18 protein-coding genes and 1 pseudogene are annotated in these 16,419 nt (G+C 46.3%); 12 read left to right on the top strand and 7 right to left on the bottom strand.

Translation table 11 applies throughout. The features are described from left to right. Window positions 1–64: 64 nt before the first annotated feature. From A1sIIB76_RS01995 to A1sIIB76_RS02035, 9 genes are all read left to right on the top strand, one after another. Entirely contained in the window at window positions 65–1,087 is a 1,023-nt protein-coding gene (locus A1sIIB76_RS01995; protein ID WP_095696863.1) for a methionine synthase, read from the top strand. Window positions 1,088–1,147: 60 nt separating this feature from the next. After that, window positions 1,148–1,978: a cytochrome b5 domain-containing protein gene (locus A1sIIB76_RS02000; protein ID WP_095696864.1), complete on the top strand. Its 831-nt coding sequence runs from the start codon at window positions 1,148–1,150 to the stop codon at window positions 1,976–1,978. Window positions 1,979–2,172: 194 nt separating this feature from the next. Continuing rightward, window positions 2,173–3,009, top strand: coding sequence for a bifunctional DNA-formamidopyrimidine glycosylase/DNA-(apurinic or apyrimidinic site) lyase (mutM, locus tag A1sIIB76_RS02005; protein ID WP_095696865.1), 837 nt, complete (start codon window positions 2,173–2,175; stop codon window positions 3,007–3,009). 219 nt (window positions 3,010–3,228) lie between these two features. Beyond that, window positions 3,229–4,368, top strand: coding sequence for a sugar ABC transporter substrate-binding protein (locus tag A1sIIB76_RS02010; RefSeq protein WP_095696866.1), 1,140 nt, complete (start codon window positions 3,229–3,231; stop codon window positions 4,366–4,368). Next, the gene (locus A1sIIB76_RS02015; protein WP_223298786.1) at window positions 4,365–5,123 is read left to right on the top strand and encodes an ATP-binding cassette domain-containing protein; all 759 of its coding nucleotides are present in this window, start codon (window positions 4,365–4,367) and stop codon (window positions 5,121–5,123) included. The genes A1sIIB76_RS02010 and A1sIIB76_RS02015 overlap by 4 nt, the downstream gene beginning before the upstream one ends. 2 nt (window positions 5,124–5,125) lie before the next feature. Continuing rightward, window positions 5,126–6,121, top strand: a complete 996-nt coding sequence (locus A1sIIB76_RS02020) for an ABC transporter permease (protein ID WP_095696867.1) — start codon at window positions 5,126–5,128, stop codon at window positions 6,119–6,121. Next, window positions 6,122–6,454, top strand: coding sequence for an L-rhamnose mutarotase (locus A1sIIB76_RS02025; RefSeq protein ID WP_095696868.1), 333 nt, complete (start codon window positions 6,122–6,124; stop codon window positions 6,452–6,454). It begins immediately after the preceding gene. Then, a complete protein-coding gene (locus A1sIIB76_RS02030; protein WP_095696869.1) occupies window positions 6,454–7,518 on the top strand; it encodes a Gfo/Idh/MocA family protein in 1,065 nt (354 codons plus the stop codon). The genes A1sIIB76_RS02025 and A1sIIB76_RS02030 overlap by 1 nt, the downstream gene beginning before the upstream one ends. Beyond that, window positions 7,518–8,624, top strand: coding sequence for a mandelate racemase/muconate lactonizing enzyme family protein (locus tag A1sIIB76_RS02035; protein WP_095696870.1), 1,107 nt, complete (start codon window positions 7,518–7,520; stop codon window positions 8,622–8,624). The genes A1sIIB76_RS02030 and A1sIIB76_RS02035 overlap by 1 nt, the downstream gene beginning before the upstream one ends. A 47-nt stretch (window positions 8,625–8,671) precedes the next feature. Here A1sIIB76_RS02035 and A1sIIB76_RS02040 read toward each other — a convergent pair whose 3' ends face one another. The 5 genes from A1sIIB76_RS02040 to A1sIIB76_RS02060 all read right to left on the bottom strand — a co-directional run bounded on the left by A1sIIB76_RS02040 (window position 8,672) and on the right by A1sIIB76_RS02060 (window position 13,222). Next, the gene (locus tag A1sIIB76_RS02040) at window positions 8,672–9,469 is read right to left on the bottom strand and encodes an SDR family NAD(P)-dependent oxidoreductase (protein WP_095696871.1); all 798 of its coding nucleotides are present in this window, start codon (window positions 9,467–9,469) and stop codon (window positions 8,672–8,674) included. Window positions 9,470–9,490: 21 nt separating this feature from the next. After that, entirely contained in the window at window positions 9,491–10,621 is a 1,131-nt protein-coding gene (locus A1sIIB76_RS02045; protein ID WP_095696872.1) for a mandelate racemase/muconate lactonizing enzyme family protein, read from the bottom strand. 70 nt (window positions 10,622–10,691) lie between these two features. Beyond that, a complete protein-coding gene (locus A1sIIB76_RS02050; protein ID WP_095696873.1) occupies window positions 10,692–11,447 on the bottom strand; it encodes an amino acid ABC transporter ATP-binding protein in 756 nt (251 codons plus the stop codon). Further along, window positions 11,444–12,172 carry an amino acid ABC transporter permease gene (locus A1sIIB76_RS02055; protein ID WP_190286251.1) on the bottom strand — a complete coding sequence of 243 codons (729 nt, stop codon included), beginning with the start codon at window positions 12,170–12,172 and terminating at the stop codon, window positions 11,444–11,446. Before A1sIIB76_RS02055 ends, A1sIIB76_RS02050 begins: the two co-directional genes overlap by 4 nt. 84 nt (window positions 12,173–12,256) lie before the next feature. Continuing rightward, window positions 12,257–13,222, bottom strand: a complete 966-nt coding sequence (locus tag A1sIIB76_RS02060; RefSeq protein ID WP_095696875.1) for a transporter substrate-binding domain-containing protein — start codon at window positions 13,220–13,222, stop codon at window positions 12,257–12,259. A 337-nt stretch (window positions 13,223–13,559) separates the two neighbouring features. Here A1sIIB76_RS02060 and A1sIIB76_RS06895 point away from each other — a divergent pair, with 337 nt between their 5' ends. The 3 genes and pseudogenes from A1sIIB76_RS06895 to A1sIIB76_RS06975 all read left to right on the top strand — a co-directional run. Beyond that, window positions 13,560–13,727 carry a hypothetical protein gene (locus A1sIIB76_RS06895; protein ID WP_190286252.1) on the top strand — a complete coding sequence of 56 codons (168 nt, stop codon included), beginning with the start codon at window positions 13,560–13,562 and terminating at the stop codon, window positions 13,725–13,727. Between the two features lie 65 nt (window positions 13,728–13,792). Then, window positions 13,793–14,464 (top strand): GntR family transcriptional regulator, encoded by a 672-nt coding sequence (locus A1sIIB76_RS02065; protein WP_125918783.1) that lies wholly within the window; start codon window positions 13,793–13,795, stop codon window positions 14,462–14,464. A 13-nt stretch (window positions 14,465–14,477) separates the two neighbouring features. Then, window positions 14,478–14,660 (top strand): annotated as a pseudogene (locus A1sIIB76_RS06975) (zinc finger domain-containing protein); the annotation flags it as partial. Here A1sIIB76_RS06975 and dhaL read toward each other — a convergent pair. Continuing rightward, window positions 14,657–15,319, bottom strand: a complete 663-nt coding sequence (dhaL, locus tag A1sIIB76_RS02075) for a dihydroxyacetone kinase subunit DhaL (RefSeq protein ID WP_095696877.1) — start codon at window positions 15,317–15,319, stop codon at window positions 14,657–14,659. The pseudogene A1sIIB76_RS06975 and the gene dhaL sit on opposite strands and share 4 nt — an antisense overlap. Beyond that, window positions 15,316–16,302, bottom strand: coding sequence for a dihydroxyacetone kinase subunit DhaK (locus A1sIIB76_RS02080; protein WP_223298787.1), 987 nt, complete (start codon window positions 16,300–16,302; stop codon window positions 15,316–15,318). The genes dhaL and A1sIIB76_RS02080 overlap by 4 nt, the downstream gene beginning before the upstream one ends. Between the last annotated feature and the right edge of the window lie 117 nt (window positions 16,303–16,419).

Genomic DNA, 16,419 nt, shown 5'->3' on the forward strand with positions numbered 1-16,419 from the left:
TACACTCCAGTGGGTTGTCCTGCCAGAATCAACATAGATTCACTGCTGAACATATACTCGCGCAATGAAAATCAAGAGCGCGATTGCTGGAAGTTTACCCAAGCCTCATTGGCTAGCTGAATCTGAGCAATTGTGGGCGCCCTGGAGATTAGAGGGTGAAGAGCTCCGGGAAGCTAAAAATGATGCGATGACTATCGCTGTGGCAAACCAATTACGCGCAGGCATCGATGTCATTGGCGATGGCGAACAGAGCCGCCAACACTTTGTGACTACATTTGTGGAAAATCAAAGTGGTATTGATTTTAAGAATAAGAAGACTATGCGTATTAGAGATCGCTATGACGCACTTGTGCCCGTCGTAGTAGATCAAATTCATCGGGAGCGCTCAGTCTTTGTTGAAGATGCAAAATTCCTGCGCACGCTGACCGAAAAGACCCTGAAGTTCACCCTGCCTGGGCCGATGACGATTATCGACACCCTCTTTGATCAACACTATGGAAGCCGGGAGAAGTTGGCATTCGCCTTCGCTGAGATTCTAAATGCTGAGGCAAAGGAGTTAGTTGCCGCTGGAATCGACATTATTCAATTTGATGAACCAGCTTTCAACGTCTTCTTTGACGATGTTCACAATTGGGGTGTGGCAGCACTTGAGCGGGCAGCAGCTGGACTGAGCAGTAAAACAGCAGTGCATATTTGTTATGGCTATGGCATAGAGGCCAATATCAAGTGGAAGAACACCCTCGGTGATGAGTGGCGCCAATACGAGAAGATCTTTCCCATGTTGGCCCAGAGCTCAATTGACCAAGTGAGCCTGGAGTGCCAAAACTCGAAAGTGCCGATGGAGTTAATAGAGATATTGCGAGGCAAGGAGATTATGGTCGGTGCCATCGATGTTGCCAGCAACACGGTAGAAAGTGCCGAAGATGTGGCAAAGGTCTTGCGTGAGGCACTTAAATATGTGGATGCTGAGAATTTGTTAGCGTGTACAAATTGCGGAATGGTCCCACTTACAAGAGATGTGGCCAATGGCAAATTACAAGCGTTAGCAGCGGGCACGACTCTGATCAATAAGGAGTTGGGCCTCTAACTCACTCAAGGCCCACTCTTCGAACGAGCAAAACCAAGAATCTTCAGGTAGCGTTTTCCCATGCGCAAACTGCTCATCACAGTGCTGGTATTAGCCTTCATGGCAAGTGCACCCGCCTATGCGCATCAACCAGTTGATTTACTTAAAACAGATACCACTGCTGCAAAAGGCCCACTCCTAGTTGATGGAACTATTTCATATGCAGTTCGCGCAGCCTTTAGCAAGGCAGGAGAGAAGAAAGGCTTTCGGGCAGCTTTTGCCCAAGGAGATGGCCTAAGCGTTGAATATCTCATTGTTGATAAGAAACCAGAGAACACTCTTCGCCCAACTCAACTACCTACTCTTGTGATGACTAGTCCCAAAGGAACATCGCTTACGCTCAAGTTCACCGAGCGGACAAAGTTCCCCTACAGTGGAGTTAATTACCTCTACCTTGCCAGATATCAGGCGGTAGCAGAAGCCGGTGAATATAGCTTTCTAGTGAGCGCCAAAAGAAAAGCTTCCATCATTCTATCTGTGGGAGTAAAAGAGATACCTGGTGAAGTATTGCGTGGCCCAAAACCAACACCTTCCGTAACTCCGGCTCCTGCTACAACACCAACACCGACACCAAGTGCAGCTGCAACATCAACTCCAGCACCAGCACCAACAAAGACCGGCTACACCATGGCACAAGTGCGTGCCAATAACTCTGCCAGCAACTGCTGGTCTGTTATCGATGATTCTGTCTATGACTTAACTAATTGGATTAAATCCCACCCAGGTGGATCTGGTGCAATCGTTGGTCTTTGTGGCACTGATGGAAGTGGCGCATTTTCATCAAAGCATGGCAATCAGTCACGTCCTGCGGCCCAGCTCAGTTCCTATCGTTTGGGACCACTAGAGAAGTAATCTTTCTTTTATCCCTTCTCACCAAGACTCCAAGCAAAGAACGGAAAAAGACCCCACCATTTCTGATGAGGTCTTTATCTTGTAGCTCAGTGTTTGAAACAACTCCCTTAACGCAATTGAAGGCTATCAGGCTTACCTGACGAATAGCCCTCCAGAAATTGCACCCCGCTCCAATCTGTAATTGGATTGCCCACATGCCAGAGCTACCCGAGGTTGAAACAGTACGCAGGGGATTGGCTCATTTTCTGATTGGCTACCGATTCAAAAGCGCTGCCGGTCTACATCCCCGAGTACTAAAGCCAGCATCGCTGCAACCACTTACTGCTGTTGTTGGCGCACAGATTAAGAGCATTAATCGCCGCGGAAAGTTCTTATGGTTTGAACTCGATCGCGAGCTCGCACTGGTTGCCCACTTAGGAATGTCGGGTCAGTTTCTTGTGGCACGTAAAGATCGCCCAGCGCCAGGTCATGTGCGGGCGCACTTTGAGTTAAGTAAAGGTTTCAAAAAGCAGGAGCTGCTCTTTAGTGATCAGCGCACCTTTGGTTGGCTATCGGTAGAGCAGTTAACCGATGGCATTCCACAATCTGCCCGCCACATCGCACTAGATCCCTTTGCTGCCGCCTTTGATCGCAGCGCGGTCATAGCCAGAATGAAAGCTCGCAAAGCAGCCATTAAGAGTGTGATCCTGAACCAAGAGATTATGAGCGGGGTCGGCAATATCTATGCCGATGAATCCTTATGGCGAGCAAAGATTCACCCAGAGATCCCCGCATGTGATTTAAGTGTGAAGAAGATTGGCTCACTAGTAGATGCGGCCGTGCAAGTGATGGCAGAGGCGGTAGAAGTAGGCGGCACCTCTTTTGATGCCATGTATATCAACGTCAATGGTGAGAGCGGATTCTTTGAAACATCCTTAGCTGCTTACGGCCAAGAAGGTGAGCCGTGTCCGCGCTGTGGTCGGGGGATTAGAAGGATTGCTTTTGGTAATAGGTCATCACATTTTTGTCCGAAGTGTCAGGTGCGGACCTAGCCTTAGAGCGCACCCCTTCGTTTTAAAGCGCCCAGGCGCCATGAGTAGCGCTACGGTGGCTGCCCTACATGCCCAATCCGAACCTGCATCTATCCTGACCAAATACCCGTAGTCTTTTGAAAATAGTAGATAGTTGATAAAAAAGTTGGAAACCTCTTGACTCATACGCGGGGCTGAGGGTTAGAGTAACGATTCCACACTAAGGGAAAGGTCGTCTCTGTGAAAAAATATAGATCAATTATTGGCATCGGGGTTGTGCTAACACTATTAGCGCTAACCGGTTGCAGTTCAGGTTCGTCAGATGAAAATGCAGGTTCTACAGAAGAGGCTGGAGCGTATACCCCGGTTCTTAAAAGTGGAATTCCAGGAGCGCTCCTACCTGAGGAACTTAAGCTCTGGAAATATGATTTTGCAACAGCTAAGTACACACCTACAGAAGGCGATGCTAAGTCTTATGTAGTTAACCTAGTTAAGCCAGATAAGACTTTTACCCTTGCACACATGGATGGTTGGGCAACAAATCCATTTGCTATCCCGATCGCGAAGGGTATTGCCAAGCTCGCTAAAGATCTTGGTTTGAAACTTATTTACTGCGATGCAGAGTTCAAGCCCGAGAAAGCAATTTCATGTGCTGAGATTCTTGCAAGTCAGAAGCCTGATTTTGTCATTGCCGGAAACTGGCAAGGCGGCGCGGCTGCAGCAATCATGGCTATTTTTGACAAGGCCAAGATTCCAGCAGCCTCAATTGATGTTTCGCATCCAAATGCAATTTTCTTCGGTGCTAGTAACTATGCCTCTGGAGTTGTTGGAGGAAAAGCAGCCGGAGAGTATGCAAAAGCAACCTGGGACTGTAAGGATGTTTGGGTCTTCATGGGAGAGAACCTAGAAGAGGGTGAAGCAGCAGATTTGCGGCTCGTCGGATTCGCTGATGGAGTACAAGAAGTTTGCGGTGCATTGCCTGCTGATCGGATACAACGTATGCGACTATCTGCTGGAACAGCAGATCAAGCAATTACAGTGACGACAGACTGGTTAACTGCACACCCAGAAGCTAAACATATTCTCTCAGGGACAATCGATGATGAGCGAGCAAATGGTATGGCTAAAGCGTTTGCTGCTACCAAGAGAGATGGAATGGTCGTCGGTCAAGGTTGCGACTCTGTCGGCATTGCAGTCGTAAAAATGGCTCCTGCATCAGAGAATAGATTCTTAGGATGCGCGGCCTATTACCCTGAAAAATATGGTGACTACCTAGTCAGCATTGCACTAGATGTTATGGCTGGAAAAGCTGTTCCACAGGAAATACATATGGAACACTCATTCCTAGACCATGACACGATTGGCACCGTATACAAGTGACAGAACACCCGATACTTAGGACTGCTAACCTCTCAAAAAGTTTTGGGAGTGTTAGCGTCCTAAGTTCAATCGACTTCCACGTTGACCCCAATGAATCTTTAGGATTGATTGGGGACAACGGGGCGGGCAAATCTACCCTTGTGAAAATTATTGCCGGTGTTTATGCACCTTCTGGTGGAGAAATCTTCTTGAATGGCAAGCCGGTGACATTTAAAAATCCACAAGATGCCCGAGCTGCAGGAATAGAAATTATCTACCAAGATTTGGCCCTATGTAATGATCTTGATGTTGCTTCAAACATTTTCCTTGGCAGAGAATCTACGAAAAACATAGGCATTGCTCGATTGCTAGATCGTCACGGCATGATGCAAGAAGCGAGAGCGGCTCTGGCAGAACTAGGGGCTGATATCGCTCCAGATCAGCTAGTGGGTTCGATGTCCGGTGGACAGCGGCAACTTGTGTCGGTGGCCAGGGCGCTCCAGTTCGCTCCCAAGCTTCTACTTATGGATGAACCGACAGCAGCGCTATCAAATACAAAGATTCATCTTTTATTGGATCTAGTGAAGAATCTCAAGAAAAAGGGAATTTCGGTCGTCTTTATTAGTCACCGATTTACAGATCTCATATCTGTTTGTGACCGCATTGTGGCAATGAGGGAAGGCAAAATTAGTGCCGAGATTAAACCTGCCGATACTAAACCCTCTGATTTGATGTCAATTATGCAAACGGCTTTGAGTGGCGAGGAGATCTTGTGAGGATGAACACTGCAGCGCTCAATAAATTTGAGAAGTCAGCAAAAATCTTTCGGTCAATTAAGAAGTTCTTGGGCCCAACAGGCTTTGGTCTCCTCGTTGCCTTAATCCTAGAACTGATTATTTTTGCAAGCCTATCTCCGTATTTCTTAAATTCGACCAATTTTTCCAATATCGGCCGAGCAATGGTCATTATTGGCATCGGCTCTATTGGAGCAACAATTGTAATTATCTCTGGTGGCTTTGACCTTTCCGTTGGATCAGTGATGGCAGCTTCTGGAATGCTTGCTGCCTTTGTGATTAATCAAGGTCAATCCAACCTAGTTGGTGTAGTACTGGCCCTAATGCTTGGCTGCGTCATTGGATTACTCAATGGTTTTGTCATCGGCTACCTCCGAATCAATCCCTTAATCGCAACGCTAGCGATGCTCTCTATCGTAAGGGGCTTGGCATACATCATCAGTGGTGGAGATGCTGTGGTTGTTTCTAACTCTTCCTTCCTAGCAATTGGCACAGATTCTCTTTTTGGCATTCCCTTAACGGTCTGGATCTTTATCACTCTCTTTTTAAGTGTCGGATTCCTCATGCCACGAACACACTTTGGCAGGTATGTGTACGCCATCGGATCTAACTCTAGAGCGGCTCGACTAGCAGGTATTTTTGTTAATCGATGGACTCTGGTTTTTTATGCATTCTCTGGCACCACTGCCGCATTGGCCGGATACGTCACGGTAGCTCGTACAGGTCAGGCTGAGCCAAGTGCAAATATCGGAGCAGAACTAGACATGATCACGGCTGTAATTCTTGGAGGAACAAGTCTGAGTGGTGGCAAAGGAAGGCTCTTTGGAACCTTTTTAGCGATAGTCGTTCTAGCAATTTTAACTAATGGACTTATTCTGATCGGTGTACCTTCTTATTGGCAACTCCCAGTGAAAGGTTGTGTCCTAATGGGTGCAATCATCTGGGGAGAACTGCATAATGCCTCCCGTGATAAGTCATAAATGATGGAAAGATTATGTTTTCTTATTCATTTGTTTGACGATGCTGGAGCAGAATACGACCAAAGACACGATGATATTTGGCCAGAAATGGAGGAAGCTGTTGCCGCCGCTGGCTTTAGAAATTACTCACTATTTAGATTGGGAAACCTTGCTGTGGGCTATGCCGAATGCGAGCCAGATATCGAGACGGTTTTAATTAAAATGGCTACTTTCGATGTTGAGCATAAGTGGAATGCTTCACTAGTACATGTTATTAAAAATGCCGCTGGTGAAAATGGCGGCTTGATCAATGTGCCTGAGGTGTGGCACCTTAAAGTGAAGAATTCAAAATAATGAGCAAGATTCGCGCAGGTGTCATCGGTGCTGGCTCCTGGGCAGCAGTCGCTCATTTGCCCGCTTTGCGGGATCGAGATGATGTTGAGATAGTTGCAGTGTGTCGAAAAGGTGACCAATTGCTCGCCAGCCTAAAGCAGGAATTTTCAGTAGGCATCGCCTCCGAGGATTACATGGATGTAGTAAATCAAGAGCTGGATGTAATCATCGTCGCTTCCCCGCCCAACCTTCATCATGAGCATGCAGCGGCCGCCCTTCGTTCTGGGGCCCACGTACTATGCGAAAAACCAATGACAATTTCTGCAGCACAGAGCTGGGATCTAGTGAAAATTGCGAAGGAAGTGAAGCGAGAACTTCTCGTTGGATTTAGTTGGAACTACATGCCAATGGTTCAGCAAGCCTATGAACAGCTCCAACGTAAGAACATCGGCGAACTAGAACAAATGAGTATGCAAATGGCTACCCAAACTCGCGAGTTGTTGGCCAACCTCGGACCATATCCGGGAGCTTCTACTGAACAAGTTCCTGAGCAAGAAACCTGGACCAATCCAAAGAACTCCGGCGGCGGTTATGGTCAGGCACAGTTATCTCATGCCCTCGGCTTAGCTTTTCGCCTGCAACCACAACGAGTCTCTGAAGCCTTTGCCTTTATGAGTTCGCCACGGAATGCACCCGTTGAACTCCATGATGCAATTTCCTACAAGTTCTCTAATGGCGCCATCGGCACACTCTCGGGTGGATCTAGCCATATGGGTGCATGGCAGAACAAGGACGAATTACAGGTACGAGCCATTGGCGATCAAGGACAATTCTTAATAGATCTCCATCGCGAATGTGCTTATTTTTGGTATGTCGATGGAACAGAGATAAATATGAAACTACCGCCAAATGCCGGAGCAGTAGATAACTTTGCCGCCGCAAATGCGCTAGTTGATGTCGCGCTAGGAAACTTAGAGGCAAATCGCGCGCCGGGCGAGCTGGGTGCACTGACAGTGGAGGCCTTAGAGCTTGCCTACCAAAGTGCATCACTTGGCAAAATTGCCATCGCGCAAGAAAAGCACTGATGAAAATTACTGAGATAAAAAGTGCCATCTATGAGATGGAGCCATCTAACTCAGATGATTTTCGTTACACCCGCATTCGCATCACCCAAGTCTTTACTGACGAAGGAGTTACTGGGTATGGATTTTGTGATGTTGACAATCAATCGCTCATCAAAGAAATCAAACCAGCTTTAATTGGTAAAGATCCCCGAGATATCATTGAAATTCTTGGCGCCGGCCTGCTCAAAGGATCTGCTAGCTTGGAAAATGCCTTGTGGGATATATCTGGCAAAGTCGCGGGAGTTCCCGTGCGCAATCTTTTAGGTTCGACAAAAGAATCAATGGATTATTACCTTACCTGTGTGTGGCCGGGTAAAGATGATCAGTCACACCTTTCACCTGATCAACAGGCAGAGCAAATTGCCCTGTATTACGGAATGGGCCATAAAAAGTTTAAGTTTCGCAGCTGGCGAGAAAATGCATTAGATGATGTCGAAGTAGTCAGAAAAATTCGCGAATTGGTGGGCGGCCGAGACAAAATAGAATTGATGATTGACCGCACTGCTCATTACCCCGGATGGGTTTGGAGTTATAAAGAGGCACTTGATGCTGCAATGAGATTCCAAGAATTAGATGTAACTTGGCTGGAGGAGCCATTTGCTCAAGATGATCTAGATTCCTATCGGCGCTTGGCCGAGGAGGTCGATATATCTATTACCGGTGGTGAGTGGACATCTGATTTATCAATTTTTCTCGAATACATCTCCACTAGAGCAGTGGACATCATTCAGCCTGATGTTTGTATTGCTGGTGGCATCTGGCCAACACGGTTGGTGGGAGCGCTGGCCCAGGCTCACGGTACTGAATGTATTCTGCATGGCACCAACGGCCCAGATTTAGCGGCATCTTTACAAGTTGCAGCAACTATTCCAAGTTGTCGGATGATGGAAGTTGCACTTGTTTTCCCTCCTCTCACGCCAGAAGAGATGTACTCACCCCTGAAACGGATTCTAAATAGCGATTATTTATTTAAGTTTGAAAAAGGCAAAATTATCTTGCCAACAGCGCCTGGTCTTGGAGTTGAGATTAACGAGGATGCACTCGCAAAATGCAAAATTGTTGGTTAGATCAGTAGGCTATTTAGTAATGTCGCGAGTCTTAGCCCCAGTTTGTGCTAATTCTTAGCGACTGCCGGCATATAACCTAAATGAGCTCCACCATCTACATCTAGCGCGCAGCCGGTAAGAAATGCTGCTTCATCTGAAATAAAGAAAGTAATAGTCTTTGTGACATCAGCTTCAGTGGGATTGCGCCCCAATGGAAAGGCAGCAGCTGCCGCAGATTTAACTTGCTCTACAGTTAAATTCCCAGCTTGAGATTTCCAATTTGCTACTTGTTGGCCCATTCCTGTGGTTGGAACTCCCACGGGACAGACGCAATTGACCGTGACTTGAGAAGGCGCCAATTCGATTGCAGATGATTCAATCAAACCAATAAGACCAAATTTTGAGGCGCAGTAGGCTTGAACTTGAGCATAGCCTCGTTTGCCAGCATCTGAAGAAATTGCAACTATTCGTCCTCGACCGCTATCAATGAGGTATTTAGACGCGGCTTGAATGGCAAAGAATGCACCCTTTAGGTTTACATCAAGGGTGAGATCCCAATCTGCTTCACTGACTTCATTCATTGGCTTGATATGTATAACGCCAGCGGAAATCACCAAGGTGTCCAATCCCTTGAACTCCTTATTTGCACGCTCGACTGCAGCTATGAGCTCTGCCTGATTCCTGACATCAGCTTCAATAGAGATTGCATTCGAGCCTAACTCCTTTACCGCTAAGGCTAGATTCGGAGCCGAGTTATCAACCAGGGCAACTTTGGCACCCGCAGAGATCATTTCCCGAGCGATATCAAGCCCGAAGCCGGAAGCGCCCCCAGTGATGAGAACCTTTCGGTTTGTTGCGATGGTCATGTTTTGATCCCCTTTGTGGAGTTAGCCTTGGTAGAGATACTTCTTTACTGCTTTTTCATCGATGGTTATACCCAAACCAGGAGTGTTGGGTACAGCAATCCAGCCATCTTTTTGTTCAATGGGGTTCTCAACTAATTCATGTTGCATAGGAGATGGTGCTGGCTTTAGCTCAAAGACCTCTCCATTTGTGGAGGCCGCATAGACGTGAAGTGAGGCGGCAGTATTGATTGCACTGGACCAAGAATGAGGGACAAAACGCACTCTTTGGGTGAGGGCATCATCAACGATAGCTTTCATTCCGCTAATTCCTTCAACCCGTCCTGGATCTACCAAGATAATATCAATGGCCTTACTACGCACTAAGCGTTGATAGTCATGCAAAGTCCAGCAGCGTTCTCCAGTGGCAAGGGCAGTGGGAACTCTTGACTTCATTTGTCGATAGCCGTCATGATCGTCGTGATGTAGCGCATCTTCAAACCAGGTCAGATTTACTTCTAGTAAATCTTCCGCCATTGTGGCAGCGTGACTTGCACTCCATTTTGCAAGAGCAGAGACATCTATCGCCATTCCCATATCTGGGCCAATTGCCTCGCGGACAGTACGCGCAACTTTCATATCTCGAACTCGGTTTGTTCCAAATCCCGCTTCCGGAACTTGCCCCCAACCACCCTTAACGGCGGAGAACCCACGTTCGCGATAGCTAGTGAACTCCTCTTGCAAGGCTCCTAAATCCAGAGTATTCAGAATCACTGAAGCACAAGATGGAACTCTCTCCATTAACGTTCCACCAAGCATTGCTGAAACCGGAAGTCCGGCAGCTTTGCCCGCAATATCCCAGAGAGCTATATCTAGGGCTGAGATTGCAAAAGAGACAATGCCTCCATGCCCATGCCAGTAAGCATGATTTCGCATTTTTTGCCAGAGACGACCTACTTGAGTTCCATCTTCTCCCATTAAGAGTTTGGCAAATCCTGCATCAATAATTGTTTTTACGGCCAGTGCGGCTTCAGGCCACTGCGAAATACATTCTCCCCATCCGACGATTCCGTCAGAGGTTTCAATGCGAGTCAGCGTTACATATCTGATCTTGTTGTCATTGTTTGGCTCCGGGTATTGCATCGGAAATGCCTCAACTCGAACTATCTTATTCATTTACCAACCTCCATTCTGAGCCCTTAAGTGCTTTACAAACTTATTTAACGTCTACCTAGATCCACATGCCTTAATCAGTGTGCGATAGTACTGAAGCCAAGAATGACTTCGTCCGCTCGTTTTGAGGATTGTCAAAGAATTCCGCTGGATTATTCTCTTCCACAATCCTACCTGCGTCCATAAAAATCACACGATCTGCAACTTGGCGAACGAAGCCCATCTCGTGGGTAACGATTAGCATCGTCATTCCTGCTTCAGATAGCTTTCGAAGTACGCCTAAAACTTCTCCCACTAATTCAGGGTCAAGCGCGCTTGTCACTTCGTCAAATAACATGACATCAGGTTTCATGGCAAGAGCACGAGCAATCGCCACCCTTTGCTGTTGGCCACCGGATAACTGTTCAGGAAATTGATCCCGCTTTTCTGCTAATCCAACAGATTCTAGAAGTGCTATAGCTTCCTCACGGAACTCTTTTTCATTCAGACCCAGCACATGTTTTGGACCTGCAACAACATTTTGTAAAACGGACATATGTGGAAAAAGGTTGAAATGTTGAAAGACCATCCCGACCTTGCTGCGAGTAGCAGATATCTCGGTCTCTGAGAAACCCTTTCCAGACTCATCTCGGTAAGCTAACTTTGCATTGATACGAATCGTGCCGCTGGTGGGGAATTCCAAGTTATTGATGCAGCGAAGTAAGGTTGATTTACCACTACCAGATGGGCCGATAATGCCTAAAACTTGACCTTTATCAATTGTCAAGCAAATATCCTTTAAGACCTCATCTTTTCCGAAACTTTTGCAGAGGTTATCTATTTTGATCATCGCTTTTCTCCTCCGGCAATCAGAGTTTCTTCAGAAGATGTCACAACGCCTCTAGAGGCGTAACCCTTTTTCATTCTCTTCTCTAAGTAGTCAACTAATTTGACTCCAGGAAAACCTACGGCAAAATAAAGCAGAAAAACCATTGTATAAATGGTGAAATAATCATAAGTCTCAGCCGCGTAAATCTGACCTCTGAACATCATCTCCTGAACTGTGACGACAGAAAGCAGAGAAGTATCTTTCATTAAGGAGACCATATAATTACAAAGCGCGGGGATGATTGTTCTAATTGCTTGCGGCATGATGACACGCACCATAATTACTCTATTGCGCATACCTAAGGCCTTTGCAGCATCAGTCTGCCCCTTGGGGACAGCTTCGATAGCTCCTCTATACACTTCACATAAGTAAGCGGTGTAATGCAGGGTTAAAGCGAGGATACCAGCAGGTAGAGGCGGAATCTCCATTCCGAAAAAAGGCAAAACAAAGTAGATATAAACTAGCTGAAGCAGAAAAGGCGTTGATCTAAAAACCTGAACATAGGCTCCGAGCGAGAGCCGAAGAGCTCTACTCTTTGATTTCCGGCCAAATGCCACTAGTACCCCAAGAGTTAAACTAAAAATTCCACAAAGTAATGTCACTAAGAGAGTAATAAGCAAACCTGTCAGGATGGTCGGTAGCGCATCTAAAGCTATTTCAGGTTTTATTAAATCAAAAAATTCCAAGATTTCCCCATCTCTAGATATCGTCAGAATGCGTGAGATTGAAAGAACCAGCCACAGGCTTGCGCCTGTGGCTGGTTACTATCTTTAGAACGACGGATTGTGCTCTGGTTCGAAGATATTCTCAGATGCTGCGAAGCCATGCTTTTCGAGAATTCGACCAATCACACCGTGCATAATCAGTTCACCAAGTGCTCTTGAATATGCCATATTGAGCGTGCAGTCTTGGAAACGGGTACCGTAACGAGCGTAGTTTGCCCACACTGCGGACGGAACATCTTTCATTCCCTTAAGTATTTGTACTTCCGCTTTAGGGTTTTCAGTGATGAAGACGACGCTTGGTGGTTCGGCCTCAACTACTGCGTCAATGCGACCAGCTGCAAGTGCGGCAAATTGCAATGCTCCGGTTGTAAACTGACTCACATCAGCAATCTTGGCATCCTTTGCCCATGCTGAGGCTTGTGTTCCAGCGACAACGCCCAATTTGATACCAGGCTTGGTCAGATCTGCCCAAGCTTTAATACCCTTTGGATTTCCCTTTTGTGCAACAACAACAGTTGCATACCACCATGCTGGAGCGGTAAATGCAAAGTTCTTGTATCGATCTGGGTTACCGTGGATATTTCCACCAATAATGTCAATCTTCTTTGAAAGAAGACTTGGAACCATTTCTGGCCACTGGAGTACCACGGACTTAACATTTTTAATACCGAGGTATTTCGCAACTGCCATGTTTATGTCCCAATCGACACCAGTAGTCTCTTTGCCTGATTGGATATTAAAGAATGGAATGTCTTGGTAAATTCCAAGTTTTAATCCACGGCTCATCACTCTTTTTAAGGAGGTATCGGAACAGGCCATATCTGGGCTTGAATTGGCTTCAATATCCCATCCAAGCTTTTTAAAATACTCTTTATCTGGCTGTACTGCGGCTGGAGCATCGGTAGCAGCTTGGGCGATCGTAGGGGAGAGCCCTACTACCAAACCTATAGTTGCAAATCCGATGATTGCCGTTTTAGCGAATTTATTTTGAGCAAGAAATTTCATTTTCATTTTTACCCTTTCCTTACTTTGAAGTTAGTAGATTCCCGAGAGCAACACATGTGACATCGAGCCAAACCAAGACCGGTGTCACCTCTTCTATCCAAGAGGGGACTCAGATCGATAGGTGGAAGGAGATTCGCAGATTATCTATAATCTGTCAATAAGATTTAGCTGGATTTGCCCTACATAATTCTGACGAAAAACTGCCCAAATACCCGAGGCCAGGCTCGCGGCTACGCATGGAGCCAGGCACAAAGGGGGCTGGAGGGCAGAACTTGAACCTGTAAGCGCTGTCCATACTTTGGTAGCAGTCACAACAGATACCGGCGTAGTAGGAGTTATTTTCATGGGCTATTTATTCAGTTGCGGGGGATCTGCCACTCAGGCAATTAGCGGAATAGATATCACACACGTTGCTAGCGATGCGTATTGGCTAGGCAACTTGCGCTGGGCAATTAATGCATCCCGAGCGTCGTCAGATTCCAACCCTGTGCCGATAGCAGGCTTGAATTAGATGGAGGGTGGTCAGAAAAAATTGGCGATAAGTCGTTTCTTTAGTCAACCTGGTAGAGTAAAAAGGTGTCTACCGATTTCTTCAAATTATCTAGTGGTAACAACCTATCCCAGCGCACCCATGTCGCGCACATGTTGCGTGAGGCAATTGTTTCAGGAAAGTTAAAGCCTGGCACGCAACTAAAGCAGAATGAAGTAGGTAAGAAGTTTGAATGTAGCCCAGGCCCAGTTCGTGAGGCGATGCGCGATCTTGAGAGCGAAGGGCTAATTGAGCATTTTCCGAATCGTGGAGTCTTTGTCACTCAAATTACCAAAGAAGAATATCTTGAGATGTTACTGCCAGCCCGTGTAGTTTTGGAAAAATTTGCTTTGAAACACGCGGCGAAGAAATTCACCCCAGAAGTCATTGAGACACTCAATGAGCAAATTGAGATTATGCGTAAAGGTGCTAAAAAGAAAGATATTGACTCAGTAAATGAGGCTGATATGAAATTTCACATGATAGTGATGCAAACTGCAGCGACGCAGCAGACTTTCCATTTATGGAAAAGTGTCATGTCACGGATTCGTTTAGAGCTTTATCGAGTCGGCCCACACCCAATCCTTACCGAACAAGCTCCTAATCACACCCAGTTATTGGCGGCGATACTTAACGGTGATGTGAAGCAACTATATAAAGAAATTGAGTGGCACTGTATAGGAGCTGTCTCTGATCCTTTGAAGAAAGATTTCAAGTAGAAAGTAAGGAACTGGGTTCACCTCATTTGATGCGCTCTATATCAACGTCAATGGCGAGAGTGGATTCTTTGAAACATCCCTAGCTGCCTATGGCCAAGAAGGTGAGCCATGTCCACGGTGTGGTCGGGGGATTAGAAGAATTGCCTTTGGTAATAGGTCATCACATTTTTGTCCGAAGTGTCAGGTGACGAGCTAATCCCCATTCTTGCTAAAAAAATCTATTGAGTTAGCGAGAGTTTCAAAAAGAGCAGTCATAGACGTTGCTCCTGGGTCTATATGACCGATACTTCTTTCGCCTTGATAACTTCCTCGACCTTTTCTAGCTTCCATTTGTGCCGTCTTTGCGCATCCAAGTTCAGCGGCTTGGTGTGCTTTAGTAAATGCCCCTAATAGATCTTCTGAGTTTTTAACACTAGTAATGAGAGAACTTACCGCTGGATTTAGCGCGTCTACTAATGTTTTATCACCTGGTTTCGCTCGACCCAGTTCCATAATCCCCTCGAGTGCAGATTCAAATGCCTGCGACATGGTGTTCAAATTTGCAGTAGCTCTATTTGCCGTAACATCACTGAGCCGAAGAAACAGAGTTCCGTAGAGTGCTCCACTTGCACCACCGACTGAATTTATAATCGTCATCCCTGCGAATTCAAAAAACTCACCCAATGATTTAGATTGAGGTCCTTTGAAAGCTTCTAGGAGCGCCCTGGCCCCGTTGGAGATATTTGAACCATGTTCGCCATCACCAACTGCAGCATCTAACTCGTTAAGGTAGTCCTCTAGCTCAATTACAGCTTCGCAGAAATCATTTAACCAATTTTGTGCAATTGGTATCGATACCTCTGTAACCATAGTCATTTACCCCATCTCAACGCTGGCGTGTCTATCGGTGAATCATAAAGTTCAAGCAATTCTTCATCTGCAACTAAGAACGTCGCAATGACTCCAAAGGAATCTAAGGAAGTGATAAAATTACCAACAAGTGAGCGAACTGCCTTCGTTCCAACGCTTTCAAGCTTCTCTTGGATAATTCCCGACAAGGTATAAAGTTCAATAGATGGTGTTGAACCTAAGCCACTAAGTAGAAGAATAATCTTCTTGCCAAAAGCTAGTTCCAGCTCTAACGCCGGTTGCTCAATTAAAATCTCGGCAATCTTGTTAGCAGAAACCATTTTTGACCTTGAGTGTCCGCGATCTCCTCCAATACCAACCCCGATATCAAATTCATCTTCTGGCATCTCAAAATTTGGATGACCAACTTTAGGGGTCGTGCATGAGTTGAAGGCAACTCCAAAAGAACGTGAGTTTGCAACTACTTTTTTAGCTATTGAGGTTACTTGGGCTAAATTGTATCCGCGTTGCGCTGCGGCTCCGGCTATTTTTTCAACAAGAATTGTCGCACCGAGCCCACGACGCCGATCAAACTGCGAAATAGGAAATGAACAATCATCATTTACAAGGACCTTGGATATTTCAATACCTTTTCGCTTCATGATTTCGGCAGAGAGCCCGAAATTCATCACCTCGCCACCAAAGTTCTTGATTATGTAGAGGACGCCCTTTCCACTATCTGCCCTCTCGGTGGCAGCCATGATTTGTGCTGGCACAGGGGATGTGAAAATTTCTCCTGGGCAAGCTGCATCGAGACCGCCGAACCCTACATAGCCACTATGCATCGGCTCGCAGCCTGAACCCCCACCGGATATGAGTCCAACTTTCGGTTGAGTCGGGAGCAATTTTCTCTGGACAATGCGCGCCTCGGAATTGAACTCAATTACCTCGGGGTGGGAGGCCGCGAGGCCACGCAGATACTCATTCACCACGGATTCAGGTGCATTCATTATTTTCTTGATCGGATTTCCTCCATTATGCCTCGGGCAAGCCCCCTTGACAAAGAGGGATTTTCGCCTAGGTTAGTGGTCTGAAGACCTGATGACAAGAACTTCTGAACTATTTGG

The sequence above is a fragment of the Candidatus Planktophila versatilis genome (genome assembly GCF_002288265.1).
Lineage (GTDB): Bacteria > Actinomycetota > Actinomycetes > Nanopelagicales > Nanopelagicaceae > Planktophila > Planktophila versatilis.

Coding starts and splice junctions, on each gene's coding strand:
- A1sIIB76_RS01995 (WP_095696863.1), top strand. CDS start 65: ATGAAAATCAAGAGCGCGATTGCTGGAAGTTTACCCAAGCCTCATTGG.
- A1sIIB76_RS02000 (WP_095696864.1), top strand. CDS start 1,148: ATGCGCAAACTGCTCATCACAGTGCTGGTATTAGCCTTCATGGCAAGT.
- mutM (WP_095696865.1), top strand. CDS start 2,173: ATGCCAGAGCTACCCGAGGTTGAAACAGTACGCAGGGGATTGGCTCAT.
- A1sIIB76_RS02020 (WP_095696867.1), top strand. CDS start 5,126: ATGAACACTGCAGCGCTCAATAAATTTGAGAAGTCAGCAAAAATCTTT.
- A1sIIB76_RS02025 (WP_095696868.1), top strand. CDS start 6,122: ATGATGGAAAGATTATGTTTTCTTATTCATTTGTTTGACGATGCTGGA.
- A1sIIB76_RS02030 (WP_095696869.1), top strand. CDS start 6,454: ATGAGCAAGATTCGCGCAGGTGTCATCGGTGCTGGCTCCTGGGCAGCA.
- A1sIIB76_RS02035 (WP_095696870.1), top strand. CDS start 7,518: ATGAAAATTACTGAGATAAAAAGTGCCATCTATGAGATGGAGCCATCT.
- A1sIIB76_RS02040 (WP_095696871.1), bottom strand. CDS start 9,469: ATGACCATCGCAACAAACCGAAAGGTTCTCATCACTGGGGGCGCTTCC.
- A1sIIB76_RS02045 (WP_095696872.1), bottom strand. CDS start 10,621: ATGAATAAGATAGTTCGAGTTGAGGCATTTCCGATGCAATACCCGGAG.
- A1sIIB76_RS02050 (WP_095696873.1), bottom strand. CDS start 11,447: ATGATCAAAATAGATAACCTCTGCAAAAGTTTCGGAAAAGATGAGGTC.
- A1sIIB76_RS02060 (WP_095696875.1), bottom strand. CDS start 13,222: ATGAAAATGAAATTTCTTGCTCAAAATAAATTCGCTAAAACGGCAATC.
- A1sIIB76_RS06895 (WP_190286252.1), top strand. CDS start 13,560: ATGGGCTATTTATTCAGTTGCGGGGGATCTGCCACTCAGGCAATTAGC.
- dhaL (WP_095696877.1), bottom strand. CDS start 15,319: ATGACTATGGTTACAGAGGTATCGATACCAATTGCACAAAATTGGTTA.
- A1sIIB76_RS02080 (WP_223298787.1), bottom strand. CDS start 16,302: ATGAATGCACCTGAATCCGTGGTGAATGAGTATCTGCGTGGCCTCGCG.